This is a genomic window from Mesorhizobium sp. L-8-10, assembly GCF_016756635.1.
In the GTDB taxonomy this organism is placed as follows: Bacteria; Pseudomonadota; Alphaproteobacteria; order Rhizobiales; family Rhizobiaceae.
The window spans coordinates 7,734,132-7,760,710 of sequence record NZ_AP023263.1 but is presented as its reverse complement, the minus strand read 5'-3'; the positions used below and the strand labels follow the sequence as shown (position 1 = coordinate 7,760,710).

Sequence of the window (26,579 nt, the reverse complement as noted above, 5' to 3'; positions counted from 1 at the left end):
GCAGGACATCCTTTTGGGCGGATTGTGACGCGCTCAGGTATCGGAGCCGTCGGCGGTGAACCTGTGTATGCCGTGGGCAGGTGGAGGCGAAGCCGTCGGCAACAGGCCCAAGCCTGGGTTAGAACCGGTCGCGGTGGAACTCCATGCAATGTGTTCAAATGTGGTGACGGTGTGCTGAATTCATTTGAGCCCGGCACGCCTGCTCTCGTCGCCTGGAGCTACCTTATGAACTGGCTTGGATCTGTGCATCGGCGCAGGCGCGCCAACCCGTGGACTTAACGGTTGACAAATTCGGCGATGGATTGGATGAGCGGGCGGGAAAAAGGGACATCATGAATAGAATCCAAAGCGCCCCGGCCTATGCCGGTACCGACAAAACAGTATTCGCATTCTATCCGGAATTCACTGAAGAAGCCGATGCAGCCAACATTGTCCCGCGGGCGTTTTGGTACTTAGCGAATCTATTGCGCAATGGCGCCGTACTGCTAGTGCCATCACAAGTAAAGCTTCCAACTGGGTCGGACATCCCTCGCCACATTGACCCGGCGATCTTGCCCCTTTTCGAGGATCTGAGAGGGCGGGTCGTTCACATCAGGTCGGATGGCGCTCCTATCGGCGACATCCTGAATGCCCATGAGCACACGAACGTAATTGTGCTGTGCCACAAGGCAGAACAGCTGGTGGCTGTCCGGCAGCAGGTTTCTCGGTCTCCGAACGTCCGGGTCGTCAACGTCGACCCTGAGGCATCGCAATATGAAAGCAGCCTCTACCTCAAACTGTCGTCCAATGACGGCAAGGGGACGATTGAGGACATCGAAACCTGTCGCGCGCGTTTTGAACGCATGGTCCAGTCAATGGAGACCAGTCGCGTCTTCGTATTTGGAACCGGCCCCTCCCTCGACACTGTCGATTTCGGAAGCCTCCCGGCGGGGGAGAAGATCGTAACCAACAGCATGGTCGTCGATGACGACCTCATGCGGGCGATCAGGCCGCGTGTGATCGTGGCATCCGATCCGATATTCCATGCCGGCTGTTCGTCCACTCAAGAAGATGACGGTCGACGAGGTCGAACGCGCCGCCGTTCGCACCGTCTTCGAGCCGTTCCGATCCAAGGCGCTCCACCAGAAACTGCGTGGCGCCATCGGCGATCAGTTCCTTGCGGTCGAGAGAATAGTTGAACCCGAAAGACACAACGCATTCTTCGACGCGTTTTCCACGTTCGCCAAACAGGTGGACGGGCGCGCCGATGTTTTGCCCCAGAGCAGCCCGCCGAGCCCTCCAGCAGGGTTCGAGCAAAGGCGCAGGATGTATCGCTTGCTTGCGAGACTTCCGTTGGTGCGCCGCGCGTTGCAGCCGCTGAAAAGGCGCTATTTGCGAAGCCGTGGGCTGATCTAGCCCAACTTGCGAAGAGCAACGCTGCAGCGCCCTCTTGTCAACAAATCAGGCCAAGGCAAACTGAGCATGTTGTCGTCAAGGATTGTTCGGCCGGTTTGCAGGCCGTGTCGTTCGCTCCGGCCAGATGGCTCGTAGGCAAATGCCCGGGCGATTTTGCGGCAGCCTTCGATCAAAGCCCAGCCTGGCGTTGGCGAGCCGAGGTTCGCCGGGCAGAATGATGGGTAGTCGTGAGGCGAACAGCCGAGGCGAACGGCTCCTTATGGTTCAGGTCCTGCGTGCTCTCGCGGCGATGGCCGTCGTGTTTCAGCACGCGCGCGCCCGGATGACAGACTTCGATGGTCAGGTCGATTTCTTGCCGTTCGATCACGGCGCCCAGGGTGTCGACCTGTTCTTCGTCATCTCCGGCTTCATCATGGTCTGGGTGACCAAGGACGGAGCGGTCGCCCCCTTGACCTTCATCAAGCGCCGCTTCTTTCGGGTGTGGCCGCTCTATGTCTTGGTGACGCTGGTTGCAGCCCTGCTTTCTTTCTTGGCTCCACGTTACTATTCCGGATCCACCGACCTAATATACATTATCAAGTCGGCGTTCTTCATCCCCGCATTCCGACCAAGTGATGGCAACCTGTTCCCGATAATGGTGCCGGGTTGGTCGCTGAACCTTGAAGTCGTCTTCTATGTGATCTTCGGGTTGTCGTTTTTTCTGCGGTCTCCTTACTTCGTCGCCTGTGCGGCGGTCAGCGCCTTGTATCTGATATCAAGTCAATTTGACTCAGTCGGCCCATTGATGGCAGCCTATGGCGGGCGAAATGCCATCATCCTCGAATTCGTCGTCGGCGTCCTTGTCGGAATCGCCTATATCAAAGGCGCCCGAATTCCGCAGATCACCGCTTATGTGTTGATGGCGTTCGGCTTCTACCTGCTGATCGCCAGGAACCAGGAGGGCCTGATTGGCGCCGGTATCCCCGCCGCGTTCATCGTCTTTGCGGCGATCAACATCGACCTTGACCTCGGCGAGCGGACCAATCGGGTCGTCGACCTACTCGGGCGTGTTTCCTTTGCCCTGTACCTCATCCACAACTTCGTGATCCAGGGTTCGACGCGAGTGCTTCTCGACTACGGCATCGGCGCCGGCGAGCTCAATGGATGGGTTTATTTCGTGCTTGTCGCTTTGCTCAGTCTCGGCGCCAGTCTGACAATCTACCGATACATTGAAGCGCCGATGACAAAGTTCCTGACATCGCCGCTCAGGCGGGCATGGCAGCCATCCGAGAAGCCCGTTCCCCTCGACGAGTCTTCCGAGAAAGCGACGCGGCTGAAGAGACGAGCGGTCTCCCGCCATAGCTCGTGACGAATCTCACGGGCTTGGTGGTCTCGTGCAGTCCCCGATACGCAGCGGACGCCAGTATGGCCGGCAGACGCCTGAGGCCGCGCGACCCTGACGCAGGACCTTGGCTTGTGCTATCGGGGATAATACACCTTGCGGCTTGCCTCTGGGTCTACGGTCTTGACCTTGGTAGCTCGGTAGTAGGCGGAATTGGTCAGGCCTTTCAGAGGTTTGTTCGGGAAGTTTACTGACGGGTCCGTAAGCGCGGTCACGTTGTCGAACCCGGACCACCGGATCATCCGCTCGAGCAGCGGTCGGGTTGGATGCCACCCGCTCAGAACGATGTCATCCGACCAGAACCCCTTCGGCATCATGCCTTCATCGCGCCTGTTTACGAGGTGAAGGGAATCGCCGGTCGCGGTCTGTGTGGAGATTACGATATCCTTGGTGTCGAGCGTCGACAGGAAGTCGAGCAGGTACTGCGGATCGCGGAAGTGATAGATCACGCCAAGAAGCAGGATGCAGTCGAACGAGCCGTATTTGCGTGCCTCGAAAAGGCCGTCTTTGTGGATCGACAACGACAGCTTCTCTTCGGCGATGACGCTCTCGACGGTCTCGCGGACGAGGTTGAAGTACCAGTCGAATGGGTCCGGCTCGATCCCCACGACTGAGGCACCTGCGCGAGCGAGTTCGATGCTCAGCCCAAAGGTGTTGGCGCCAATGTCGAGAACACGTTTGCCGCGCCAGTATGAGTCGTCATTTCCTGACACCACCTGGGACAGTGGCTTGGGGTCCCACTGGCCCAGGATAAGAACCTCACCGGAACGACCATAAATCGTCTGGGCGCCGGCGCGTGCCTGCGATTGTACGCTCATTCGACAGGCCTCCTCATGATGCGAACCTGCGCTGACGATATCTTCTGGGTGACCAGATCGTCTCTGTCTCGGCCATCGATCGAGAATGAGATCGAAAATCGTTGCGGTCAAGAAGACTGCATTATTGTGTTCGTATCCAAGGATAATAGGCGGTAGCGAAGGTATGGTTATGGTCCAAAGGCAGAGATGTTTCAGCGTTATTGATGGGACGAAAGCAGATCCATATACGTCTGTTGGCGCCTGCTCATGCCCCCTTTGAGCCCGACGCAATGTCGCGATGGGCGCCAACATCCGGTTCGGCAGTCCCGTATCCGGGCTCTTGTTTTTGATCGATCCCGTCTTTCACCGGCCGGCGGGATTTTCGCGTTGCGGCACAGCCTAGATCACAACGAAATCCGCATTGGTGAGAGCGAGATCCGCATCAAGCGTAGCGAAATGAATCGAACCGCCGGCCCCGTTTCCGTCGGCGTCGTAGAACAGCTTGCCGGTATGGATCTGATAGATGATGCGGTCATCCGCGTCGTGGGCCACCCCGGTATAGGTCCTCCAGAGCTTCTCCGCTCCAAGCGTGCCGAGTGTCGCTCCCAATCCGGCCATGACGTCATTGTCAAGCTGTATCGTGTCCGAGTCGACAAAGTACCCGACGATCGTATCGACATTGGTTGCGGCGTTGAGCGTGGTATCGAACACGAAAATGTCGAGGCCGGCACTGCCGTTCAGCGTGTCGTTGCCAAGTTTTCCGTTCAGCGTGTCGTGACCTGTCGAGCCGTTGAGCGAATTGGATGCACTATTGCCGGTGATGATGTTGTCGAGGCTGTTGCCCACGCCATTAACGGCGCTTCCACCGATCAGCGTCAGGTTTTCGAATGCGCCCGACACCCTGGCACCGGTGTTCGCGAGGCTGAATCCGATTTTCGATAGCACGGTGTCGATGCCGCCTGAACCGGCGATGCTCTCATCGACCTTGTCGCCGACATTGTCCACCTCATATGTGTCGTTGTTGGCGCCGCCATACATGGTGTCTGCGCCATCCCCTCCGTTCAATGTGTCGTTACCGCCTAGGCCGCTCAGGACATTGTTGCCGGAATTGCCGTCTATGATGTTGTCGAGCGCGTTGCCTGTGCCGGCGATGTTGCCGTCGCCTTTCAAGACGAGGCGTTCGATTGCACCCGACACATGCGCAAGGTTGGCCAGACTGAAACTGATCGTCGATCGCACGGTGTCGATGCCGCCCCCCGGCATGTTGCTGTCCTCGACAAAATCCCCGACGTCGTCGACTTCGAAAATGTCGTTACCCAAGCCACCGATCATGGTGTCCGCCCCGGTTCCGCCGTCGAGAACGTCGTCCCAGCTGCCGCCATCGAGCTTGTCGGCACCCTCGCCCCCGAAGAGAAGATCCGCCCCATCGCCGCCGTAGATTGTGTCGGAGCCGGCGTCACCGTACAGCTGGTCATTTCCCCGTCCGCCTTCGATATAGTCATTGCCGTGCCAGCCGGTGATCACGTCTTGATCGTCACCGCCGTAGATTGCTTCGGCGTTGCTGCCACCGTCGATGGTGTCAGCGCCCGCGCCTCCATAGATTTCCGCATTCCCGCCTGCCAGATCGCTGTAGTCGATCGTGTCGATGCCTTGTCCTCCATAGATGTAGACAAGCCCGGAAGACGAAGAGAATATTGTGTCATTTCCATCGAGGCCGTAGATGATATTCGAGACGGCATCGTTGATGTTGTCGTCGTTGAGAGTTCCCACATTCGTCGGCATTGCGCCTTCTCCTCTTGATTGGTGCTTGAGGGCGCGCACAGCTAGCAGAGATATCCCTTCGGCGTGTGGACGAGACGGAACTGGATATCGCAGGAGTGGAACTCAAGTGCGGTATTGTTTCGATTTGCCATCTTCCGAAACTGGGGCGGACACAGTTCCAGCCTATTCGAAGCTCGGTCGAAGTCCTTGCTCGGGATGCGTGCGCTCTTGCTTGCGGAAGGGTCAGATCACCACGAAATCCGAGTTGGTGAGCGCGCAAGGTTCGGCGGCAGCGAGGCGAAATGGACTGCACTCATTCGAGCCGCTACGGTCGGCATCATGGAAGAGCCTATGTCGTAGATGGTGCGAGCGTCGGTGTCATGAGCCATGCCGACACTGCTCTTCCAGAATTTCCCGTTCGACAGCGTGCCGGGGGGCACCAGCCAGGCCATCATCGCTTTGTGCGCTGTTCCATCTCGACCGATGATCGAAAGTACCGCAAGCTTTTTCTTGCCGGCCTCAGATCACCTGGAAATCGACGTTGGTCAGCGCCAGGTTGGGTGCGAGGCCCGCAAACTGGACACGCCCGGCTGCACCAGTGCCATCCGGATCGTAGTAGAGCTTGCCCGTGTCGGTTTCGTAGATGATCCGGTCGGTAGCGTCATGGGCAAGTCCGCTCGTGCTCATCCAGAATCGGGAGACGTGCAGCGTGCCCAGGGTAGTGCCAAGTCCGGCCATCACCGCGTTGTCCAGCCGGATCGTGTCCGATGGGACATAGAAATCGGTAATGATGTCGAAATTTGTCGTGGCGTTCAGGGCGGCATCGAAGACAAAGATGTCGGCTCCGGCGTTCCCCGTCAGCGTGTCGTTGCCGAGTTTTCCATCGAGGACGTCGTTTCCAGTGCTTCCATTGAGCGCATTTGCAGCACCGTTCCCGACAATAACGTTGTTCAGACTGTTGCCGGTGCCATTGGTCGCCCCGGTGCCGATCAGCGTCAGGTTCTCGATCGCGCCCCTCACCTTGACCCCGGTGTTCGCCAGGCTGAAGCTTAACGTGGACTGTACCGTGTCTACACCGCCGAAACCGTTGGTGACTTCGTCGACGACATCGCCTGTCGAACTCACGATATAGGTATCGTTCCCCGAGCCGCCGTGCATCAGGTCGGAGCCGCCGCCGCTGACGACGTCGTTCCCGCCGTTGCCGACGAGCGTGTCGTTGCCGCCGCCGCCGTTGAGGCTGTTCGTTCCGTTGTTGCCGTTGATGCGCTGCGACAAGGCGTTGCCTGTCAGGTTGATGGTCGCGGTGCCGGCAACCGACGTCGTGGCCAGCGTCTCGATGTGCTGGCCCGCTGCGAGCACGAAACTGGTCGAGGCGTAGACCGTGTCGTTGCCCTGGCCGGCGGCCTCGAAGACCTTGTCGCCGGCGTTGTCGACGAAGAATCTGTCGTTGCCGCGACCGCCCGTCATCTGGTCGAAGCCGGTGCCGCCGATGAGCGTGTCGTTTCCGACGCCGCCGAAGAGCCGGTCATTGCCGGGGCCGCCGTCGATCCTGTCGGCGCCGTCGCCTGCCGCGATGCCTGGATTGAGCCGATGGATGCTGCCCGTCAGGCTCACAACATAGAGGTTGCCGCTGTTGTCGGTGCCGAAGGACGAGATCTGTTCGAGGCTGGCGCCGACGATCTGCGCGGTCCTGTCCAGCGCATCTTCGGCGACACCGTTTACCATGCGCAGCGTGAACAAACGTCCGGTGACGAAATCGCCGAAGAAGTAGGCGCCCTGCAGACCCGCTGCCGGCCCGTGATACACATAGCCTCCGGTAATGCTTTGGCCGACATCGCGACCATACTCGAAGACCGGCGAGGTGAAGACGATGGGCGGATTGGGCGCCGGGCTCGGGCCGGGCAGGGTCCCCTCGCGATAATCCCAGCCGTAGTTCCGTCCGCCCGGATCGCCCGCCGCCTGAAAATCGACCTCTTCGCGCGCGCCCTGGCCGACATCGGCGATGTAGAGGTCGCCGGTGAGGGAATCGAAGCTGAAGCGCCAGGGGTTGCGGAGGCCGTAGGCCCATATCTCGTCGGCGCCGGCCACAGCCCCGGCGAACGGATTGCCGTTGGGAATGGCATAGTTTCGGGACGCGTCTGCCGGAAAATCGTCGTCGTCGATATCGATCCGAAGGATCTTGCCGAGCAGCACATTGGTGTTCTGAGCATTGCCGGCCGGATCGTTGGCGCCTCCGCCGTCCCCTGTCGCGATGTAGAGGTATCCGTCGGGACCGAACGCCATGGAGCCGCCATTGTGGTTGGCGAAGGTCGGGTGAGGAATGGTGATGATCGTCGCCACCGCCGCAGGGGCGGCGCTCGCGGGATTGCCGGCCGAACGCGCATACTCCCGCAATTCGATGTTGCCGGCAGGGTTGGTGAGAAACACGAAGAACCTGCCGTTCGTCCCGTAGTCGGGATGAAAGGCGAGGCCGAGAACGCCACGTTCGCCGTCGCTGGAAAACTGCCCGTTGGGAATGTCCAGAAAGACGGACCGCGCGCCTGTCGTGGTGTTGATCCGCACGATGTCGCCGACATCCTTTCTCAGCGCGTAGAGAAAGCCCTCGTCCCCGGGAGCCCCCGTGGCGAACACCGCGCCCGAGCCGACATCGGCCAGCAGTGTTGCCGAGATGTTGCCCGAGTTCGGATCGAGGTCGGCGGTGCTGTGACCGTAAAGGATATCGTTGCCGTCGCCGCCCCAGACATGGTCAGCGCCGTCGCCGCCCGAGATCGTGTCCGTGCCGCCGCCGCCGCTGATACGATCGCTGCCGCCCAGGCCGTTGATCGTATCGGCATCGTCCGTTCCGCCGAGGATTTCGGTCGCGTTCGTTCCCGTCCGGTTTGCCATGTCAGGGCCATCCGCTGTCGCGGTTGCTTTCGACGGGCAACCTTAGCACGGATTGTCCTCAGGGTGCTCCGCCGACCCGGGCCGGCAAGAAGATGAGCGGCCGCCATGTCGGCCTGCCGACGCGATCGTCCGGCAAAGGATCGTCAGATTACCATGAAATCGGTTTTGGTAAGCGCGAGATTGGAGGAAGCCGTGGTGCGGCGCCCCGCCTGCCGCGTCCCCCACGATTGCGGACACCGCTCATGTTGCATCGCAGCAATCCTCTGCTATAGAAGCATCAGTCGATCGGACCCGGTGCAATCCCGGGTGGCTCTTCCGGCCGCCAATCCGCCGGACAATCTACCAAGCCCTGACATTTGCTCGCCTGTTTCGCGACGGGGTTTTGCCGCGCATTTCGGACCCTCATGTTTTCATTTGACGCTTTCCGCCGTGAATGGCTTTCCAACATACGTGGCGACATACTGGCCGGTATCGTTGTCGCTTTGGCGCTGATCCCCGAGGCGATCGGCTTTTCCGTCATCGCCGGCGTCGACCCCAAGGTGGGTCTCTACGCCTCCTTTTCCATTGCAGTGATCATTTCGATATCAGGCGGTCGTCCCGGCATGATCTCCGCGGCCACGGCGGCGACTGCCGTGCTGATGGTTTCGCTCGTGCGTGATCATGGCCTGCAATATCTGCTGGCCGCCACGATCCTTGCCGGCGTGCTGCAGGTCCTCGCCGGCTTTGCCCGGCTGGGATATGTGATGCGCTTCGTTTCGCGCTCGGTGCTGACGGGTTTCGTCAATGCGCTCGCCATTCTGATCTTCATGGCCCAGCTCCCCGAGCTGATCGGGGTGTCATGGCAGACCTATGCCATGATCGCGGCGGGCCTGGCGGTCATCTACCTTTTCCCGCGGCTCACCACCGTCGTGCCTTCTCCGCTGGTCTGCATTGTGGCGCTGACCGCCGCGTCCCTGGCGCTGGGCATCGACGTGCGCACCGTCGGCGATCTCGGCGAGTTGCCGTCGAGCCTGCCCACCTTCCTGATCCCGGACGTGCCGTACACGCTTGAGACGCTCCGGATCATATTTCCCTATTCGGTCGGCGTCGCAGCCGTCGGGTTGCTGGAAAGCCTGCTCACGGCATCCATCGTGGATCAGATGACCGACACCAGGAGCGACAAGAACCGCGAATGCGTGGGCCAGGGCATCGCCAATTTCTGCACCGGTTTTCTGGGCGGGATGGCAGGCTGCGCCATGATCGGCCAGTCGGTGATCAATGTGAAGTCAGGGGGACGCGGAAGGCTTTCCGCCTTCGTGGCGGGTGCCTTCCTCCTGGTGCTGCTCCTGCTGCTCGACGATTGGGTGCGCATCATTCCCATGCCCGCCCTCGTGGCCATCATGATCATGGTGTCGATCGGCACGTTCTCATGGTCCTCCCTCAATGATCTGCGCAAGCATCCGCGCCGCTCCAGCATCGTGATGCTGGCAACCGTGTTCACCGTGGTCGGCACGCACAACCTCGCGCTCGGGGTCGGTGTCGGCGTGCTGCTCTCGGGCATCTTCTTCGCGTGGAAGGTCGCCCAGATCTTCCGTGTCGGCTCGGAGCTCTCGGCGGACGGCGGGACTCGGATCTACACCGTCCTGGGTCAGCTCTTCTTTGCGACGGCCGACGACTTCCTCGATTCCTTCGACTTTCGTGAGAAGCTGGACCGCGTCCGCATCGACGTCTCCCACGCCCACATCTGGGATCTGACGGGGGTCGGTGCGATCGACCGCGCGGTTCTGAAATTCCGGAAGGAAGGTGTCGACGTCGAGGTGGTCGGCATGAACGAGGCAAGCGCCACGATTATGGACAAGCTTGCCGTTCATAACGATCAGCATGCATTGGAGCGTGCATTCGGCCACTGAACCGGTCCAGGCTGGTGCGCCGAGCAGGTTTCGGGAAACTGCGACGCGGTCAGGTTCTCCGGTTGCCATCCGCCGACCTTTCGCACCCGCCGCCTGTAGGCGGGATAGCCCGACCGGGTGGAAGCGCGCGGCTCACAATCGCGATGTCGGCGGAACCCGCTCTATTGTGACCTCCGCATCCCGATCGGGGTCAGAATTCCTGTCGTTCGACCGTGGGGCTGACATCGTTGATCCGAAACTCGATCAGATTTGAAACGTCGCTTTCGCAGCGCATTTCGGCAGTGTTGCGACCTCGCGGCGAATAGTATGATGGCAAGATATCGAAGGAGGTGTTTTGTGAACACCTCGCCGGCATTACCAGAAAGCCCGGAAATCCGGCGTTCCTGACGGGCTGCTTTCGGAGGGGTTACTGGAACACTCTTCTCGGCCGTCCGCTTGCGATCCGGGCATCCGGCGAGTAGGTTCGCCACGCGGTGAGAAGGGAGAGTTGTGTCCGCCGTTCTGGCAATCGCTGGGGCGGTCTGTCGTCTCCCCAGCGCACCACGCCGATAAGGGCGAGGATGTATCGTCCTGGTGATCGTGGCGGCGTTCGGTAGTACCCGCATGCGTCGGCTCCGCCCTTGCGCCACCCGGCGCAGGCTTTCCCCGAAACGGGTGCCAACCCATACACAGCGCGGCCCACAGTCGGACGGGCACTTTACCAACCTACTTGCGGGCTTGAACAAAACGCATGTAGGCCCCTTGAACATAGCTCTGAGCGATCTTACGTCTTCCGCCGTTGGTCCAACAGCGTTGGATCGGCATCAGGGTGTAGCGCAGTTGGTAGCGCACCCGCGTGGTAAGCGGGGGGTCGTGGGTTCGAGTCCCACCATCCCCGTTTTTTCTTGCAAACTAGCTTGACTTTCAATCGGACTCAGTTGTGCAAAATAGCTGCGTCGGCTTGAAATAGCGCCGGACTCAGCCAAAATTCGCCGCCGGCAGTAAGGTGGTGTGAAATGGCTGAAAACGACGATCTTGACCGGTTACTCGCTCGAATGGACGAAATCGCCAAGGCGGTAAATTCGTTCACTTCGGAGTCAGTTCAGCAATCGGCTTTCGATTCGCTCATCTCTGCGTTTGCTGGCGCGATTTCTTCGCGCGCGTCGAAGCGAGACGTGGATTCGAATTCAAGCCCAAATGATACTGAGGATCGAGAACAACTCGGCAAGAGGGTTCGCAAGTCACAGCGAAAATCTCGAGCGACTGACAGTTCGAGCCGTTTCGACGAAGTCGCGCTGCTAAACTCGATCAAGGACGATCCGAGATTTGAGAGGTTCCGAGAGAGGATTGTCCTTGGCAATCCAACGAAGGTGCAACAGGTAAAATTCGTCTCTTGGTTCGCAGGAGAAACAGCCATTACGTCGGGCGACATGATGCGCGTTCTGAACGGCCTCGGGGTTAAGATCAGCCAGCCCGATGCCTCGAAGGCGGTAGCCGCAGCAAAGAATGACTTCATCGCGGGGACAAAGGCAAATACGTTCCGAATGTCTGCACGCGCACATGCAGACTTTGAAAAGTGGCTGCTTGAATGAGCAGTCGAATCGCTGATTTTGCCGCATATTTGGCCGAGAAGCGGGCGAGCGAAGTTGATTCGGCGATAGGAATCATTTGGTTCTTGACCCGTCAGGCCGGTGAAGAGGAAGTTACGATCGGCACTATTATAAAAATTTTGGCAGAACATCGACTCAGATCGAATGTTAATGTCTCGCGATTGAACGAAAAAATACGAAGAAATACTGGAATAATTGCAGGAAATGGAAGAAATTCGTACCGAATACGTGCTACACACGACAAAATGTTCTCGGACAAATATGCGGGGTCCTTTCCTATTGCTCGCGCGGTGAGGGTGACGGATAGCGTCATTCAAAACGATTTATCGCTCGGCGGTCGTTCGCATTTGGATCAAATTCGGAGGGAGGCGAACGGCTGCTATGATTCGGGATTCTACAACGCGTGTGCGATGATGTGTCGCCGGCTTGTCGAACTGCTACTGATCGAAGCTTTCCAGAAAGGCGGGCATATCAACGCAATCACAGCGGCGAACGGAGAACTGCGCAGCTTCGGTGACATCATCGCGGCAACCAAATCGAAGCAGTATGTGAAGCTCTCTCGGTCCGCCCCGAGCACTCTGGATAAGGTGAAGGCGACAGGGGATGCAGCTGCCCACCATCGCTACTACAACACATCCAAGCGCGACATCGACGATTTGAACCCAAACCTGAGACAGCTTGTAGCCGAGCTGGCTGCACTAGCCGGCCTATAGCGCCGCCTACGCGTGCGTTTGCAGTGCTGCGCACTTGTGGGGCGGCAGCTGCTTTTCGGGGCTACCGGTGAAGAAAACACAGCGCACATTGCGGTGCTGCATCTCGCTACTCGTCGTCGAGCGGACATATTCCGAGTCGCTAAGTGCTTGCAACTGCTGTGGAATTTGGTGCCGCTTGCGTGACTCGAACACGCGACCCCATCATTACGAATGATGTGCTCTACCAACTGAGCTAAAGCGGCATTCCGGTGCCGGGCGGGCCCCGGTGCGGATGTGGAGCGGGTGATAGCTTCATTGCGCGGGGATTTCAAGCCGCCCGTGACGGGATTTGCCGGGCTTCCTGAAAATAGCCGCGCCGCGCCGCCTCACGCAGCGGCAAGGGCGGAGCGCGCCGCGTCGTATTCGGCTGTGAGGCGGTCGATCAGCACGGCCGCCGGCACCACTTCCGTCACGGCGCCGATGCCCTGGCCGCAGCCCCAGATGTTCTTCCAGGCCTTGGCCGCGCCGAAATTCATCTTGGACGGATCCGATTCCGGCAGATTGTCCGGGTCCATGCCCTGGGCGCGGATCGAACCCTTGAGATAATTGCCGTGCACGCCGGTGAAAAGATTGGAATAGACGATGTCGGCGGCCTTGGAATCGACGATCATCTGCTTGTACTGGTTGTCGGCGCGGGCTTCCGTCGTGGCGATGAAGGGCGAGCCGACATAGGCCATGTCGGCGCCCATTGCCCGGGCGGCGAGCACCGCTCCGCCATTGGCGATGGCGCCCGACAGCAGCAGCGGCCCGCCGAACCACTGGCGGATCTCCTGGATGAGCGCGAAGGGCGACAGCGTTCCTGCATGGCCGCCGGCCCCGGCCGCCACCGCGATCAGCCCGTCGGCGCCCTTCTCGATCGCCTTGCGTGCATGACGGTCATGGATGATGTCGTGCAGCACGATGCCGCCATAGGAATGGACGGCCTGGTTCACTTCCTCAACCGCGCCGAGCGAGGAGATGACGACCGGAACCTTGTATTTCACGCACAGGGATCGTGCTCCAGCCGCGGATTGGACTTGTGAACGATCTGGTTGACCGCGAAGGGCGCTGCCGGCCTGTCAGGATTGGCGGCGTCGTGGCTGGCGAGGTCCTCGGTGATCTCGGCCAGCCATTCGTCGAGTTGTGCCTCGGGGCGGGCATTGAGCGCCGGGAAAGAGCCGACGATACCGGCCTTGCATTGCGCCAGCACAAGCGGCGGATGCGAGATGATGAACAGCGGCGAGCCCACGACCGGCAGACGCAGATTCTTCTTGAGAATGTCGGGCAGGGCCATGGGGCCTCCATCAATTGACGTTTGCGTAAACGTCACTGCTTCTAGCAGATCGGTACGATGCCGCAACGGGGAATCCGGCGGCTCCAACGCCCCGTCGGGACTGCCCGCTGGGGCGCGCGACGGCGCGCCGCGGCCGTTGACGCGAAGGCCGGGCGGCCCGGATGGGCGTTGTCCGGGCCTGCCGGCATGGGCATCGCCGCCCCGAACGGCGGGAATCGACCTTTCAAGCGGGCGAAGGCATAGTGGAAGCGGCGAATCCGTTGATCGGACCCGCCGCACGCGTTAGAGACCTTTTGTGTATGCGCGCCGGCGAGGCTTGAGCCGGTCTGACCAGCGGGTTTTCGAAAGGTTTCGGAGCGATCCGGACGAGGTGATCCGGAAGAACGTGGGGAACACTGCTTGGACGTGATCGAAACCGCGATCCGCAATGCCTTCGGGAAGGGAGACGCCAGCGACCGCGCGTTCCGCGAGAAGGTCTATCGTTCGGTGTTCGCTGCGCTGGATCGGGCGCTGAAGGCCAATCCCAACATCACGGTCGAGGCGGCGATCAATCGCAGGAAGAGCCTGCAGGCGAAGATCGCCGAGATCGAGTCTGAGTTCATTGCCGCGGTTCCGACCGTGGCACCTGATGTGGGGAGCGCCGAGCGGGTGCTGGACAGGCTCGAAATCGGCGCCGGGTCTCCCCGTGGGGCGGCGCCGGTTCCCGAGGTCAACCTTGGGCGACAGGAGCCTGCCGCGGACGCGCCGCGGCGGGCCCCTGCGCCGGCCATCGAGCCAGTGCGCGCCGCGACGGCGCGCAAGGCTGCGCCCGCCGGGAGCGGCCGGGTGGAGCCGCGGCTCGACGCGGCGGGCGATGCGCCGGGGCGTGCGACGGACACCATCGCCGAGGCCGAAGTGCCTGCCCAGACCGAGCGGGTGGTCGATGCCGAGCGCCGCCGCCCCTATGCCGCGATCTTCTTCATCGTGACGCTCCTGTCGCTCGGTGCGATCGGCGCCTGGTGGGGCTTTCAGACCGGCCTCTTCAAGACGCCGGAAGAAATAGACACGAGCGTTCCGAAGCCGCCGGCCGTCACGGGCTCGGAGGACTTCGATCCCGACGAAGAGCCGATCGGCGCTCCGGCCAAGCCCGGCCAGACAGATACACAGCGCAGCTGGATCACGGTCTTTACGCCGTCGGATCCGTCGCAGGTCAATGCGCCGGGCGACACCAGGGCCGAGGTGATGGAGGACGACACGGGCGATTTCATCCGGATCCGTTCCGGTGCTTCGGGTTCGGCCATCACCTTCGACGTCGGCCAGGGCGTACTCGAGCAACTCGCCGGCAGGCGCGCCGTCTTCGACATCGTGGCGCGCGCCGAAGAGGGCAAGGAGACCCAGATCTCGGTCGACTGCAATTTCGGCGAGCTCGGCGATTGCGGCCGAAAGCGTTACGCCGTCGGCTACGAGAAGGGCGAGTTCCTGTTCGAGATCGAACTGCCGGACAAGAGCCCGGGCGCCGAGGGCACCATCGCCATCAATTCCGACATCGCCAATGGCGGCAAGGCGATCGACGTGTACGAAATCAAGGCGTCGGTGGCGCAGTAGACGTCAAGGGCTCTCCGAGGTCCTCGCGTAGTATGGCGGAGGGCAACGCCCATGCCCAAAGCCCTGCGCGGATGGCGGGGAGGGGCCGTGGGTAAATCAATCCAGCAGCGCCTGCAGCGTCTCGATCCGGTCGGCCTCGCTTGCGGGCTTGTCCCAGCGCAGGCGCGATATGCGGGGAAAGCGCATGGCCACGCCCGAGCGGTGGCGTTGCGAACGGTTGAGGCCTTCGAAGGCCACCTCCAGCACCAGCCCGCTCTGGCGGTCGGCGCGCACCGAGCGTACCGGGCCGAAGCGCTCGATCGTGTTGTCGCGCACATATTTGTCGATCTGCCTGAGTTCCTCGTCGGTGAAGCCGAAATAGGCCTTGCCTACCGGCACGAGTTCCGGCCGGTCCTCGGGGCCCGACCAGACCCCGAACGTGTAGTCGGAATAGAAGCTCGACCGCTTGCCGTGGCCGCGCTGGGCATACATCAGCACGGCGTCGATCGTATGGGGGTCGCGCTTCCACTTGAACCAGGGCCCCTTGGGGCGTCCGGCGACATAGGCGGAAACTCGCTGCTTGAGCATCACGCCTTCGATGATGGGGTGGGGCGGCGCCTTGCGCAGCGCCTCCAGCGTCGGCCAGTCGTCGAAGTCGATCATCGGCGACAGGTCGAAACGCTGCGGATCGATGCCGGCCACGAAGGCTTCGAGCCGTGCGCGCCGCTCGGTGAAGGGCAGGGGGCGGATGTCCTCGGCCCCCGCCTGCATGAGGTCGTAGCAGCGCACGAAGGCCGGGTAGCTATCGCGCATCTTCTGCGACACGCTCTTGCGGTTGAGACGCTGCTGCAGGTCGGAGAAGGTGCCGGTCCACTCCGGCGGCCGGCCGACAAGCAATTCGCCGTCGAGCGCGCCGTCGAACGTCATGGCCTCCACCAGGTCGGGAAAGGCGCCCGAGATATCGTCGCCGGTGCGCGAATAGAGCCGGCGCAGCCCGCCTTCGCACACGACCTGGACGCGGATGCCGTCCCATTTCCATTCCGCTGCGTAATCCGCCGGATCGAGTTTCTCGAGGTCGCCGTCGTCGACGGCATTCGACAGCATCACCGGCCGGAACAGGGCCTTGGCCGCCTTCTCCGGCTTGGGGGCCTTGCCCTCCAACCAGGCGAACAGCGCTTCGTAGGGAGGCGACAGGCCGTGCCACAACTCCTCGATCTCGGCGACGTCGACGCCGCCGAAATCCGCCAGCGCCTGTTTGGCCAGCCGGGCCGAAACGCCGATCCTCAGTCCGCCGGTGACCAGCTTGATGATGGCGAAGCGCGCCGCGATGCCGACGCAGTCGAGCAGGGTCGCGAGCACGCGCGGGCCGTCAGAGCGGCTCGCGGCCTGCAGCCTGGCCACGACCTCGCCAAGCGTCGGCGAATGGTCGATGGTGGGCCCGTCTTGCGGCTCCGGCCAGACCAGCGACACGGTTTCGGCGAGGTCGCCGACATAATCGTAGGAGTAGCCGAACAGCACCGGGTCCATGCGCTCGGTCACCAGTGTCCTGAGCATTGCAGGTTTCACCGCCGCGATCGACAGGTCGCCGGTCATGGCCGCGAGCGCCAGCCCCCGGTCGGGATCGGGTACGGCCCGGAAATAGTCGACGAGCAGGGTCAGCTTGCCATTGCGCGACGGGGTCAGCACCAGGCGGTCGAGCAGCTCGGCGAAGCGGTCCATCAGTCGCCCTCGTCCTCGTAGCCGACCAGATGCAGCGGCCGCGCCGCGATCCCCGCCAACTCGCACCAGCGCACAAGCGCCTCTTCGCGGCCATGCGTGACCCAGATCTCGCCCGCGCCCGTCTCCCGGATCGTGCCGGTCAGCTCGTCCCAGTCGGCATGGTCGGACAGGATCAGCGGCAGTTCCACGCCGCCCTGCCTGGCGCGCTGGCGGATGCGCATCCAGCCGGAGGCGAAGCAGGAGATCGGGTCGGGAAAACGCCGCGCCCAGCGATCGGCAAACGCGGTCGGCGGGCCGACGATGATCGCACCGGCGAACTCGTCCCGGTCGGCCTTGTCGACCGTCGCCGGCCGCAGTTCGCCCAGATCGATGCCCTGGCTCTGATAATAGGCGCTGAGCGTCTCCAGCGCGCCGTGGATGTAGATCGGCTTTTCGTAACCGCAGTCGCGCAAGAGGCGGATCACGCGCTGCGCCTTGCCGAGCGCATAGGCGCCGACGACATGGGCGCGCTCAGGGAACTGGGCCACCGAGCGCAGCAGGCGCGCCGTCTCCTCCCGGTCGGGAGGGTGGCGGAAGACCGGCAGCCCGAAAGTCGCCTCGGTGATGAAGACGTCGCAAGGAACCGGCTCGAAGGGGACGCAGGTCGCATCCGCCTGGCGCTTGTAGTCGCCCGATGCGACGATCCTGAGCCCTCCATGCTCGACCGCGATCTGGGCGGAGCCGAGCACGTGGCCGGCCGGATGGAACGTCACCTTGACCCCGTTGACCTCGATGGTTTCGCGCAACGCTGCAGCCTGCGTGCCTCCGGCGAAGGGGTCGCCGTAGCGCAGCCGCATGATGTCGAGCGTCTCTCGCGTGGCGAGCACAGCGCCGTGGCCCGATCGGGCATGATCCGAATGGCCGTGCGTGACCAGGGCGCGCCCGACCGGACGGACCGGATCGATGAAGAAATCGCCGGGCGGGCAATAGAGCCCTTCCGGCCTCGGGTGGAGAAGCTCGCTGGCGCGCATGGTGCAAACATAAAGCATGTCTCCCGAAAGTGTGCAGCGGTTTCGGGAAAAAGACATGCGTCAAATCAAGAACATACAGCGCTTCGCGTGAAGCCTTCTTCACGCGAAGCGCTGTAGGCATTTGCGCGGGATGTGGAAGCCGGTTGCATTCGGCTCCTGACACGCGCTATAGCGCCGCGTCCAACCCTTCCAGGTCCTCAGCAAAACATGAAATCGCTGCCGCGTTCTTCCGGCGACCTTCTGGCCGACCGCCGTGCCGACTATGCCGAAATGCTGTTTGCGGCGGCCGATCATGCCGCCGCGGCGGAACTGATGCTGGGCGCGCTCGAACTCGCGCCCGGTTGGGCAATGGGCTGGTTCCGGCTGGGCGAGATGCGGGAGGCGGCCGGCGCGCTCGGCGAGGCTGCCGAGGCCTGGCGCATGGCGCTGAAGCTCGATCCCGACGACCGCCCCGGTGCGGCGCTGAAGCTGGAACTGGCCGGCGCCGCGCCCGCCTCGTCCGCGCCGCCGGGCGCTTTCGTCGAAGCGCTCTTCGATCAATATGCCACCACCTTCGACCAGTCTCTCGTCGAAAAGCTCGCCTATCGCGTGCCGGAACTGTTGTTCGAGGCGATCCGCGCAACCGGCGAACGCCGCTTCGAAACCGCGGTCGATCTCGGCTGCGGCACGGGGCTGATGGGCGAGAGGCTGCGTCCTGTGGCCGGCTTCCTCGAAGGCCACGACATCTCCGCCGCGATGCTGAAGAAGGCTGAGGCCAGGAAGATCTATGATCGTCTGGCCAAGTCCGATCTGCAGTCGCTGGCCTTGCCCGCGGCGAGCGCCGATCTCGTGGTGGCCGCCGACGTCTTCATCTATATCGGGATGATCGACGGCGTGGTCTCCCGCACCGCCGCGGCCCTGCGGCCAGGCGGCCTCTTCGCCTTTTCGGTGGAGAAGCATGACGGACCCGAGGATTTGGTGCTGCGACCCTCGCGCCGCTATGCGCATTCGCAGGCGTATCTGCAGCGGCTGCTGGATCAATCCGGCCTCACCGTCCTTTGGCTCGACGCCCAGCCGATCCGCATGGATCGCGGCGAGCCCATCGCCGGGCTGCTCGTGCTGGCCGAGGCGCGCTGAGCGTCGTACCTCTTTTTGCGCGGCCGGCCTTCCCGGCGCGCATGTTCTGTTTTAGAGTCCCCGATAGGGGATCAGGAAACCCCACGCCTTTAGGCGGCTGGGATCGCGACGCTTCCCGTGTAGATTGGTTTTATGGAAGCGTACAAGCGTGGCAGCCACACAGCCTGGGACTGCAAATATCATGTGGTTTGGGTGACGAAGTACCGCTACGCGGTGCTTGGCGGCGACGTGGGTAACCGCTGCCGAGAATTGCTACGAGAGACAGCACGGGCCCACGAGATGGTCGTTCACGCCGGGTCGATCAACCGCGACCATGTGCATATGCTGCTGTCGATCCCGCCGAGCCTGTCGGTGTCGCGCGCCGTGCAGCACCTGAAAGGGCGCAGTTCGCACAAGCTGCTGAGCGAATTCGGGATATTGCGCAAGCGCTACTGGGGCCAGCATCTGTGGGCGAGAGGCTATTGGGTTACCACGAGTGGCAACGTAACGGACGAGATGTGGATGGAGTATATCAAGAACCAAGCGCCACCCGAGCCTGATGACAACTTCAACGTGACGTGAGTGAGCGCCTCGTCCGCCGCCGGCGGACCGATCCGGCTTTAAGCCGTAACCCGAAGCCACCGCCTTTCAGGCGGTGGAGCATTCACTTCTGAAGCAATTCCAGCAAATGTGGACAGCGGTTGTGCGTCCGGAATTGCGTAAAGACAAAGAGCTAGAGCGCTTCCGCGATCCGGAGGAAAGCGGAAGCGCACCGGCGTCCGTGAACCGATCGGCCCACGACCTCGAACCTCAAGGCGCGGCAGGCCTTCTTCCCGAACCCTTTGTCAAATGGTTCGGGAAGCGCGGCTGGTCGCCGCGCGCCCATCAGCTCGACCTGCTGGCTGCGGCGCAGGCGGGGCGCTCCGTGCTGCTGATCGCGCCGACCGGCGCGGGCAAGACGCTCGCCGGTTTCCTGCCGGCGCTCACCGATCTCGCCACGCGGCCCAAGCGCCGGCCAGGCGAAGCGCGGCGCGGCATCCACACGCTCTACATTTCGCCGCTCAAGGCGCTGGCCGTCGATATCGAGCGCAATCTCGGCAAGCCGGTCGGCGAGATGGCGCTGCCGATCACGATCGAGACCCGCACCGGCGACACGCCGGCCCACAAGCGGCAGCGCCAGAAGCTGGTGCCGCCGGACATATTGCTGACGACGCCGGAGCAACTCGCGCTTCTCATCGCCTCGGCCGATGCGGAGCGCTTCTTCGCCGGCCTCCGCTATGTGGTGCTCGACGAACTCCACTCACTCGTCACCTCCAAGCGCGGCCATCTCCTGTCGCTGGGCCTCGCCAGGCTGCGGCGCTTCGTGCCGCGCCTGCAGGCGATCGGCCTTTCCGCGACGGTCGCGGAGCCGGACGCGTTGCGGCGCTGGCTGGTCGGCCAGAAGCCATCAGGCGCCATGGCCGAGGTGATCACCGTGGCCGGCGGCGCCAGGCCGGAGATCTCGATCCTCGATTCGGAGGAGCGCGTGCCCTGGGCAGGCCATTCGGCGCGCTACGCCATCCCCGAGATCTACGAGGCGATCCGCAGGCACCGGACGACGCTGCTCTTCGTCAATACGCGGAGCCAGGCCGAGTTGCTGTTCCAGGAGCTCTGGCGTGCCAATGACGACAATCTGCCGATCGCGCTGCACCACGGTTCGCTGGATGTCGGGCAGCGCCGCCGCGTCGAAAAGGCGATGGAGACGAACAGCCTGCGCGCCATCGTCGCCACCTCGACGCTCGATCTCGGCATCGACTGGGGCGATGTCGATCTCGTCGTCCATGTCGGCGCGCCGAAAGGGGCGAGCCGTCTCGCGCAGCGCATCGGCCGCGCCAATCACCGTATGGACGAACCGTCCAAGGCGATCCTGATACCGGCCAACCGCTTCGAGGTGCTGGAATGCCAGGCAGCGCTCGACGCCAACTATCTCGGCGCGCAGGACACGCCGCCGCTGGTGGCGGGCGCGCTCGACGTGCTCGCCCAGCACGTGCTGGGCAGCGCCTGCGGAGCGCCTTTCTCGCCGGATGAACTCTATGCCGAGATCGTCGGGGCAGCGCCCTACGCCGCCCTGCCGCGCGAGCAGTTCGACCGGGTCATCGATTTCGTCGCCACCGGCGGCTATGCCCTGCGCGGCTATGAGCGTTACGCCCGCATAAGGCCGACCAAGGACGGCCGCTGGCGGGTGTCCAACCCTCAGGTCGCCCAGCAGTACCGGCTGAACATCGGCACCATCGTGGAATCGCCGATGCTCAACATCCGTTATGTCCGCGGCGGACGCGGCATGGCCGCACGCGGCGGGCCGGTGCTCGGCAAGATCGAGGAGTACTTCATCGAGACGCTTTCGCCGGGCGATACCTTCCTCTTCGCCGGCAAGGTGCTGCGTTTCGAGGGAATGCGGGAGAGCGACTGTTTCGTTTCCAACGCCGCCGGCGGCGATCCCAAGGTTCCCGTCTATGCCGGCGGCAAGTTCCCGCTTTCGACCTACCTGGCCGATCAGGTCCGCGCCATGCTGGCCGATCCCGACCGCTGGCAGCGCCTGCCGGAGCAGGTGTCCGACTGGCTGCGCATCCAGAAGGAGAAATCCGTCCTGCCGAAGCGCGGCGATCTCCTGGTCGAGACCTTTCCGCGCGGCAACCGCTTCTATCTGGTCGCCTATCCCTTCGAGGGCCGGCTGGCGCATCAGACGCTCGGCATGCTCTTGACGCGGCGGCTCGATCGCGCCGGCGGCCGGCCGCTGGGCTTCGTCGCCACCGACTATTCGATCGCGGTCTGGGGCCTGGACGACATGGGTGCTATGTTCCGGCGCAAGGCTCCCTCGCTTGCCCGGCTCTTCGACGAGGACATGCTGGGCGACGACCTCGATGCCTGGCTGGCCGACAGCTACCTCCTGAAGCGCACCTTCCGCACCTGTGCGGTCATCTCCGGGCTTATCGAGCAGCGTCATCCCGGCAGGGAAAAGACCGGCCGGCAGATCACGGTCTCTGCCGACCTGATCTACGACGTCCTGAGGACGCACGAGCCCGATCACATCCTGCTCCAGGCCACGCGCGCCGACGCCGCCAGCGGGCTGCTCGATGTCAGGAGAGTGGCCAACCTGCTCTCCCGCACACAGGGGCGAATCGTGCATAAGGATCTCGAACACATCTCGCCGCTGGCCGTGCCGATCATGCTGGAGATCGGCAAGGAATCGGTGCGGGGCGAGGCCAACGAGACGCTGCTCATGGAAGCGGCCGACCTGGTCGAGGAAGCGCTGGGAAGAGGATGAAGGGACGGTCGAAAGACGAGATGGTGGCCGGCTGCATCGAGATCGCTGGCGAACGCGCGATCTGCGATCCGCGCGGAGTGCTTTATTTTCCTGCGCTCGAATTGCTCGCCGTTTCCGACCTGCATCTGGAGAAGGGGTCTTCCTTCGCCCGCCGCGGCGTGCTGCTGCCACCCTACGACACCGCCGCGACGCTCGAACGCCTCGGAGCGGTCGTCGAGGCTTATGCGCCGCGCATCGTCATCAGCCTGGGCGACAGCTTCCATGACCCGGAGGGCTCCGGCCGGTTGCCCGACCCGTTTCGCGACCGGCTTGCCGCGATGGCGGCGGGGCGCGACTGGTTCTGGATCACGGGCAATCACGATCCGGTGGCGCCGCGCGGCCTGCCCGGCGAAACGGTGGACGAGGTAGCCATTGGCGGGCTCGTCTTCCGCCACGAACCCTCCGCTTCGACGGTCGAGGGCGAGGTGGCCGGTCACCTCCATCCCTGCGCGCGCATCGTCCAGCGCGGCCGTTCGGTGCGCCGCCGCTGTTTCGCCAGCGACGGCAGGCGCATGATCATGCCGGCCTTCGGTTCGTTCACCGGCTCTCTCAATGTGCTCGACCGGGCCTATGCCGGCCTGTTCCTGCGCGAGACGCTGATGGCTTACATGCTCGGCACGGCCCGCATCTATGCCATTGCCGGCTCGATGCTCAGGCCGGGTTGAGCGTGGCATCTGTCGGCAGGGAACCGACAGGGGACGCACATATCGCAAGGTCCTGGCGAGCGGTTGAAGTATCGTCCGAGTTCAACCTTGGCGGCGGCGGGCAGGCCTTAAGTCCTTGGCAATTTTCAGGTGCCGGCAGCCACGGCGCTCACTCGGCGCCTCAATGACCGTGCTTCGCCTTCTCGGCGACCGGATGGCCGGTCTTGCGCCACTCCGAGAAGCCGCCCCGCATGCTGCGTGCCTCCAGCCCCATCTCCTGCGCGACCTTGGCCGCAAGCAGCGAGCGCCAGCCGGACGCGCAATAGAAGACGAATGTCTTGGCTTCCGCGAATTTCGGCTTGTGGTAGGGGCTTTCCGGGTCGATCCAGAACTCCAGCATGCCGCGCGGCGCGTGGAACGCGCCGGGGATCATGCCGTCCCGCTCCAGTTCGCGCGGATCTCGGATGTCGACCATGACGATGTCGGCATTGCCGGCGTCCGCGGCGATATCGTCGACGCTGACCGAGCGGACGACCGCGTCGGCTTCGGCCAGCATGTCCTTGTAGCCCTTGGCCATCGCTCAGCGCCCCATCGCATAGAATTCGTCGTTCGGGCGCATGCTGGTGACGTTGGCCAGCCGATTGGACATGCCGAAAAAGGCGGCGATCGCCGCGATGTCCCAGATGTCGTCGTCGGTGAAGCCGTGCGACCGCAGCGTGTCCATGTCGTCGTCGCCGACCTCCTGCGCGCGCGCCGAAACCTTCATGGCGAAGTCGAGCATCGCCTTCTGGCGCGGCGTGATGTCGGCCTTCCTGTAGTTGATCGCGACCTGGTCGGCGATGAGCGGGTTCTTGGCGCGGATGCGCAGGATGGCGCCGTGGGCGACGACGCAGTACTGGCACTGGTTGGCGTTGCTCGTCGCCACCACGATCATTTCCCGCTCGGCCTTGGTGATCGGTCCGGGCTTGTCCATCAGCGCGTCGTGATAGGCGAAGAAGGCGCGGAACTCGTCGGGGCGATAGGCAAGCGTCAGGAAGACGTTGGGCACGAAGCCCGATTTCTCCTGGACCTCGAGTATGCGTGTACGGATGTCCTCGGGAAGATCCTTGATCTCGGGAACCGGGAAGCGGCTGATTGCGGGCAGGGTCATCTCATTCCTCCTGTCAGACGGCCGCAAGCGCGACCAGTTTCTCGTGATATGTCTCGAACGCGTCGCTGGCGTCGCCCGCATAGGGCTCGACATGGACGAGGCAGGTATGGGCCGAGCAGCCCTGGCCGAACTGCGACGTGCCGACATCGAGCGTGAGCACGTTGGGGTTGCCGGCCATCTCCAGCCCGCTGTTGCCGGACGGCGTGAACCAGGCCCCGGTCGGCAGGACGAGGACGCCCGGGCGCACGGTGTCCGTAACCCAGGCCGTCGCGAGGCTCGCGCCGCGGTCGTTCCAGACGCGGATCGTCGCGCCGTCCTCGATATCCAGAACGGCGGCGTCCCGCGGATTGATGCGCGCCTGTTCGCGGCCGTTGCGCTTCATGGCGACGCTCGATTCGCCGGTCTCGAGCTGGCTGTGCAGCCGCCCGGCGGGCTGGTGCGAGATCAGATGGAGCCGGTGCGGATCGCCGGCGTTGCCCAGCCATTCCGCCGGCTCGATCCATGCCGGGTGCGGCCGGCAGTCGGCATAGTCCAGCCTGGCCAGCAACTCGCTGCCGAGCACGATCCTGCCGCTTTCGGTGTCGAGCGCGAATTCCTCGGGATGTTCACGAAACCCGGCCAGGTAGGTGTGTTCGGCCCTGGTCGGGCAGCGCGCGTAGCCGGCTTCCCAGAAGGCGTCGAAATCGGGCATATCGAAGCCGAGCCGGTTCGCCGCGTCGCTGCGGCTCACCTCGTACAGATGGCGCAGCCAGCCCATCTCGTCGCGTCCCTCGCTGAAGCGCTCGCCCACTCCGAGCTTCATGGCGATCGCATTGAAGATGTCGAAGTCGCTGCGCGATTGCCCGACCGGTTCTATCGCCTTGCGCATTGCGAGGATGAAGTCCGAGCGCTTGTTGCCCGCGAGGTCGTTGCGCTCGATGGAGGTCGTCGCCGGCAGGACGATGTCGGCGCGTTGCGCCGTCGCGGTGAACATCGGGTCCTGGACGATAATCGTCTCGGGCTTCGTCCAGGCGTCTTCCAGGCGATTGAGATCCTGGTGGTGGTGATATGGATTGCCGCCGGCCCAGTAGACGAGGCGGATGTCGGGATAGGTCCTGGCCTCGCCCTCATAGGTGTACCGGCCGCCGGGATTGAGAAGCATGTCGCTGATGCGTGCGACCGGGATGAAGCTGTTGATCGGCTTTGCAAGCTGCGAGATCGCGGGCGACCTGCCGAGATTGATCGGCGCGCCGACGCCGCCGAGCGAGGCGTATCCGTAGCCGACGCCGCCGCCCGGCAGCCCGATCTGGCCGACGATGGAAGCAAGGCCGAGTGCTGCCCAGAAAGGCTGCTCGCCGTGGTGGGCGCGTTGCAGGCTCCAACTCACCGTCAGCATGCTGCGGGTGTCGATGAGACGCCGGGCAAGGTCCGCGATGGCGTCGCGGTCGAGCCCGGTGATGCCGGCCGCCCAGGCCGCATCCTTTTGCTGACCGTCCTCGCTGCCGTCGAGGTAGCGCAGGAAACGGTCGGAGCCGCTGGTGCACCGTTCGAGGAATGCCTTGTCATGCCGGCCGGCCTTGACGATCTCGCCGGCCAGGCCGAGCATCAGCGCGGTGTCCGTGTTGGGGCGGATCGGCCACCATTCCGCGTCGACCCAGTCCGGTACGTCGTCCCTGAGCGGCGAGACCAGGACCACTTTGGTGCCCCGCGCCGCGATCCGCTTCAGGTGGGTTTCGAGCGAATGGCTTCCGATGCCGCCGGCCTCGGTCTGCGCCGTGCGCGGCGACAGGGCGCCGAACACCACCAGCGTGTCGGTATGTTCGGCGATCGTGTCCAGCGTGTTGGCCTGCCCGCCGCAGGCCCTGTCGTCGCCGAGTGTGTGGCGCAGGATCACCGGCCCGGCCGCGATCGAATAGGTGTCGACATGTCCGGTGTAGCCGCCCGCCAGATTGAGCATGCGCTTCAGGAGCGACGAGGCGTGATGAAACCGGCCGCAACTCGTCCAGCCATACGATCCCGCGAAAATAGACTCGTTGCCGAACGTGCCCGACACGCGCCGGATCTCGTCGGCGACCAGAGTGGTCGCTTCGTCCCATCCCACCGGGACGAACTTCTCGCGCCCGCGCCCGCGGCGGTCGCTTCGCCCTCGCTTCTCCAGCCAGCCGGAACGAACCATCGGCCGAAGCACGCGACGCTCCGGTTTCGCCCATTCACGGATCGACCCGATGATCGGCGAGGGAGCGGGATCGTGCTCGAACGGCTCGACGCCGACGATCTCACCGCCGTCGACGAGGATCGTGTAGGCGCCCCAATGGCTGCAATGCGGTACTCGTCTGATCGTGCCCATGCTCCG

Annotated in this window: 18 protein-coding genes, 2 tRNA genes, 1 pseudogene and 1 other annotated feature; of the genes and pseudogenes, 11 read left to right on the top strand and 10 right to left on the bottom strand. The window is 63.3% G+C overall.

All coding sequences use genetic code 11. The annotated features are described in order from the left end of the window. The first annotated feature begins 332 nt into the window (after positions 1 to 332). Both JN280_RS36060 and JN280_RS36055 read left to right on the top strand, forming a co-directional pair. Positions 333 to 1,178 (top strand): hypothetical protein, encoded by an 846-nt coding sequence (locus JN280_RS36060; protein ID WP_202308964.1) that lies wholly within the window; start codon positions 333 to 335, stop codon positions 1,176 to 1,178. A 476-nt stretch (positions 1,179 to 1,654) separates the two neighbouring features. Beyond that, positions 1,655 to 2,743 carry an acyltransferase family protein gene (locus tag JN280_RS36055; protein WP_202308963.1) on the top strand — a complete coding sequence of 363 codons (1,089 nt, stop codon included), beginning with the start codon at positions 1,655 to 1,657 and terminating at the stop codon, positions 2,741 to 2,743. A 110-nt stretch (positions 2,744 to 2,853) separates the two neighbouring features. On the opposite strand, the gene JN280_RS36050 is transcribed toward JN280_RS36055, so the two are convergent. The 3 genes from JN280_RS36050 to JN280_RS36040 form a co-directional block, all read right to left on the bottom strand. Continuing rightward, positions 2,854 to 3,594, bottom strand: a complete 741-nt coding sequence (locus JN280_RS36050; protein WP_202308962.1) for a class I SAM-dependent methyltransferase — start codon at positions 3,592 to 3,594, stop codon at positions 2,854 to 2,856. Positions 3,595 to 3,972: 378 nt separating this feature from the next. Beyond that, positions 3,973 to 5,394: a calcium-binding protein gene (locus tag JN280_RS36045; protein WP_202308961.1), complete on the bottom strand. Its 1,422-nt coding sequence runs from the start codon at positions 5,392 to 5,394 to the stop codon at positions 3,973 to 3,975. Between the two features lie 459 nt (positions 5,395 to 5,853). Next, on the bottom strand, positions 5,854 to 8,220 hold the full coding sequence (locus tag JN280_RS36040; RefSeq protein ID WP_202308960.1) for a PQQ-dependent sugar dehydrogenase: 2,367 nt from the start codon (positions 8,218 to 8,220) through the stop codon (positions 5,854 to 5,856). Positions 8,221 to 8,504: 284 nt separating this feature from the next. Then, positions 8,505 to 8,560 (top strand) — a sequence feature (sul1 is cis-regulatory element that is thought to sense ions involved in sulfur or methionine metabolism; They are found in Alphaproteobacteria). Positions 8,561 to 8,624: 64 nt separating this feature from the next. Here JN280_RS36040 and JN280_RS36035 point away from each other — a divergent pair. From JN280_RS36035 to JN280_RS36020, 4 genes are all read left to right on the top strand, one after another. After that, a complete protein-coding gene (locus JN280_RS36035; RefSeq protein ID WP_202308959.1) occupies positions 8,625 to 10,109 on the top strand; it encodes a SulP family inorganic anion transporter in 1,485 nt (494 codons plus the stop codon). 806 nt (positions 10,110 to 10,915) lie between these two features. Continuing rightward, positions 10,916 to 10,986: transfer RNA gene (locus tag JN280_RS36030), tRNA-Thr, on the top strand. A gap of 118 nt (positions 10,987 to 11,104) precedes the next feature. Next, a complete protein-coding gene (locus JN280_RS36025) occupies positions 11,105 to 11,680 on the top strand; it encodes a hypothetical protein (RefSeq protein WP_202308958.1) in 576 nt (191 codons plus the stop codon). Beyond that, positions 11,677 to 12,411 carry a DUF4145 domain-containing protein gene (locus JN280_RS36020; RefSeq protein ID WP_202308957.1) on the top strand — a complete coding sequence of 245 codons (735 nt, stop codon included), beginning with the start codon at positions 11,677 to 11,679 and terminating at the stop codon, positions 12,409 to 12,411. The genes JN280_RS36025 and JN280_RS36020 overlap by 4 nt, the downstream gene beginning before the upstream one ends. A 166-nt stretch (positions 12,412 to 12,577) precedes the next feature. Here JN280_RS36020 and JN280_RS36015 read toward each other — a convergent pair. Together JN280_RS36015 and JN280_RS36010 are read right to left on the bottom strand one after the other, a co-directional pair. Beyond that, positions 12,578 to 12,653 (bottom strand) — tRNA-Thr (locus JN280_RS36015). A gap of 123 nt (positions 12,654 to 12,776) precedes the next feature. Beyond that, positions 12,777 to 13,723: pseudogene (locus tag JN280_RS36010) on the bottom strand (NAD(P)H-dependent flavin oxidoreductase). A 405-nt stretch (positions 13,724 to 14,128) separates the two neighbouring features. Between JN280_RS36010 and JN280_RS36005 the strand changes: the two are divergent. Then, positions 14,129 to 15,307, top strand: coding sequence for a hypothetical protein (locus JN280_RS36005; protein WP_244743687.1), 1,179 nt, complete (start codon positions 14,129 to 14,131; stop codon positions 15,305 to 15,307). 96 nt (positions 15,308 to 15,403) lie between these two features. Here JN280_RS36005 and JN280_RS36000 read toward each other — a convergent pair whose 3' ends face one another. Beyond that, on the bottom strand, positions 15,404 to 17,005 hold the full coding sequence (locus tag JN280_RS36000; protein WP_202308955.1) for a cisplatin damage response ATP-dependent DNA ligase: 1,602 nt from the start codon (positions 17,003 to 17,005) through the stop codon (positions 15,404 to 15,406). Continuing rightward, a complete protein-coding gene (locus JN280_RS35995; protein ID WP_202315262.1) occupies positions 17,005 to 18,015 on the bottom strand; it encodes a ligase-associated DNA damage response exonuclease in 1,011 nt (336 codons plus the stop codon). The genes JN280_RS36000 and JN280_RS35995 overlap by 1 nt, the downstream gene beginning before the upstream one ends. 207 nt (positions 18,016 to 18,222) lie before the next feature. On the opposite strand from JN280_RS35995, the gene JN280_RS35990 reads away from it, so the two are divergent. From JN280_RS35990 to pdeM, 4 genes are all read left to right on the top strand, one after another. Further along, on the top strand, positions 18,223 to 19,131 hold the full coding sequence (locus JN280_RS35990) for a class I SAM-dependent DNA methyltransferase (RefSeq protein WP_202308954.1): 909 nt from the start codon (positions 18,223 to 18,225) through the stop codon (positions 19,129 to 19,131). A 132-nt stretch (positions 19,132 to 19,263) separates the two neighbouring features. Beyond that, positions 19,264 to 19,692, top strand: coding sequence for an IS200/IS605 family transposase (gene tnpA, locus JN280_RS35985; RefSeq protein ID WP_202308953.1), 429 nt, complete (start codon positions 19,264 to 19,266; stop codon positions 19,690 to 19,692). Positions 19,693 to 19,891: 199 nt separating this feature from the next. Continuing rightward, positions 19,892 to 22,414 (top strand): ligase-associated DNA damage response DEXH box helicase, encoded by a 2,523-nt coding sequence (locus tag JN280_RS35980; RefSeq protein ID WP_244742591.1) that lies wholly within the window; start codon positions 19,892 to 19,894, stop codon positions 22,412 to 22,414. Then, on the top strand, positions 22,411 to 23,118 hold the full coding sequence (gene pdeM / locus JN280_RS35975) for a ligase-associated DNA damage response endonuclease PdeM (protein WP_202308951.1): 708 nt from the start codon (positions 22,411 to 22,413) through the stop codon (positions 23,116 to 23,118). The genes JN280_RS35980 and pdeM overlap by 4 nt, the downstream gene beginning before the upstream one ends. Positions 23,119 to 23,278: 160 nt before the next feature. Here pdeM and JN280_RS35970 read toward each other — a convergent pair whose 3' ends face one another. Genes JN280_RS35970 through JN280_RS35960 form a run of 3 tightly spaced genes read right to left on the bottom strand, consistent with a single transcriptional unit; the run spans position 23,279 to position 26,573 of the window. Further along, positions 23,279 to 23,674, bottom strand: coding sequence for a rhodanese-like domain-containing protein (locus JN280_RS35970; RefSeq protein ID WP_202308950.1), 396 nt, complete (start codon positions 23,672 to 23,674; stop codon positions 23,279 to 23,281). 3 nt (positions 23,675 to 23,677) lie between these two features. Further along, complete coding sequence (locus tag JN280_RS35965) at positions 23,678 to 24,247, bottom strand: peroxidase-related enzyme (protein WP_202308949.1); 570 nt, start codon at positions 24,245 to 24,247, stop codon at positions 23,678 to 23,680. A 13-nt stretch (positions 24,248 to 24,260) separates the two neighbouring features. Next, entirely contained in the window at positions 24,261 to 26,573 is a 2,313-nt protein-coding gene (locus JN280_RS35960; RefSeq protein ID WP_202308948.1) for a molybdopterin-dependent oxidoreductase, read from the bottom strand. Between the last annotated feature and the right edge of the window lie 6 nt (positions 26,574 to 26,579).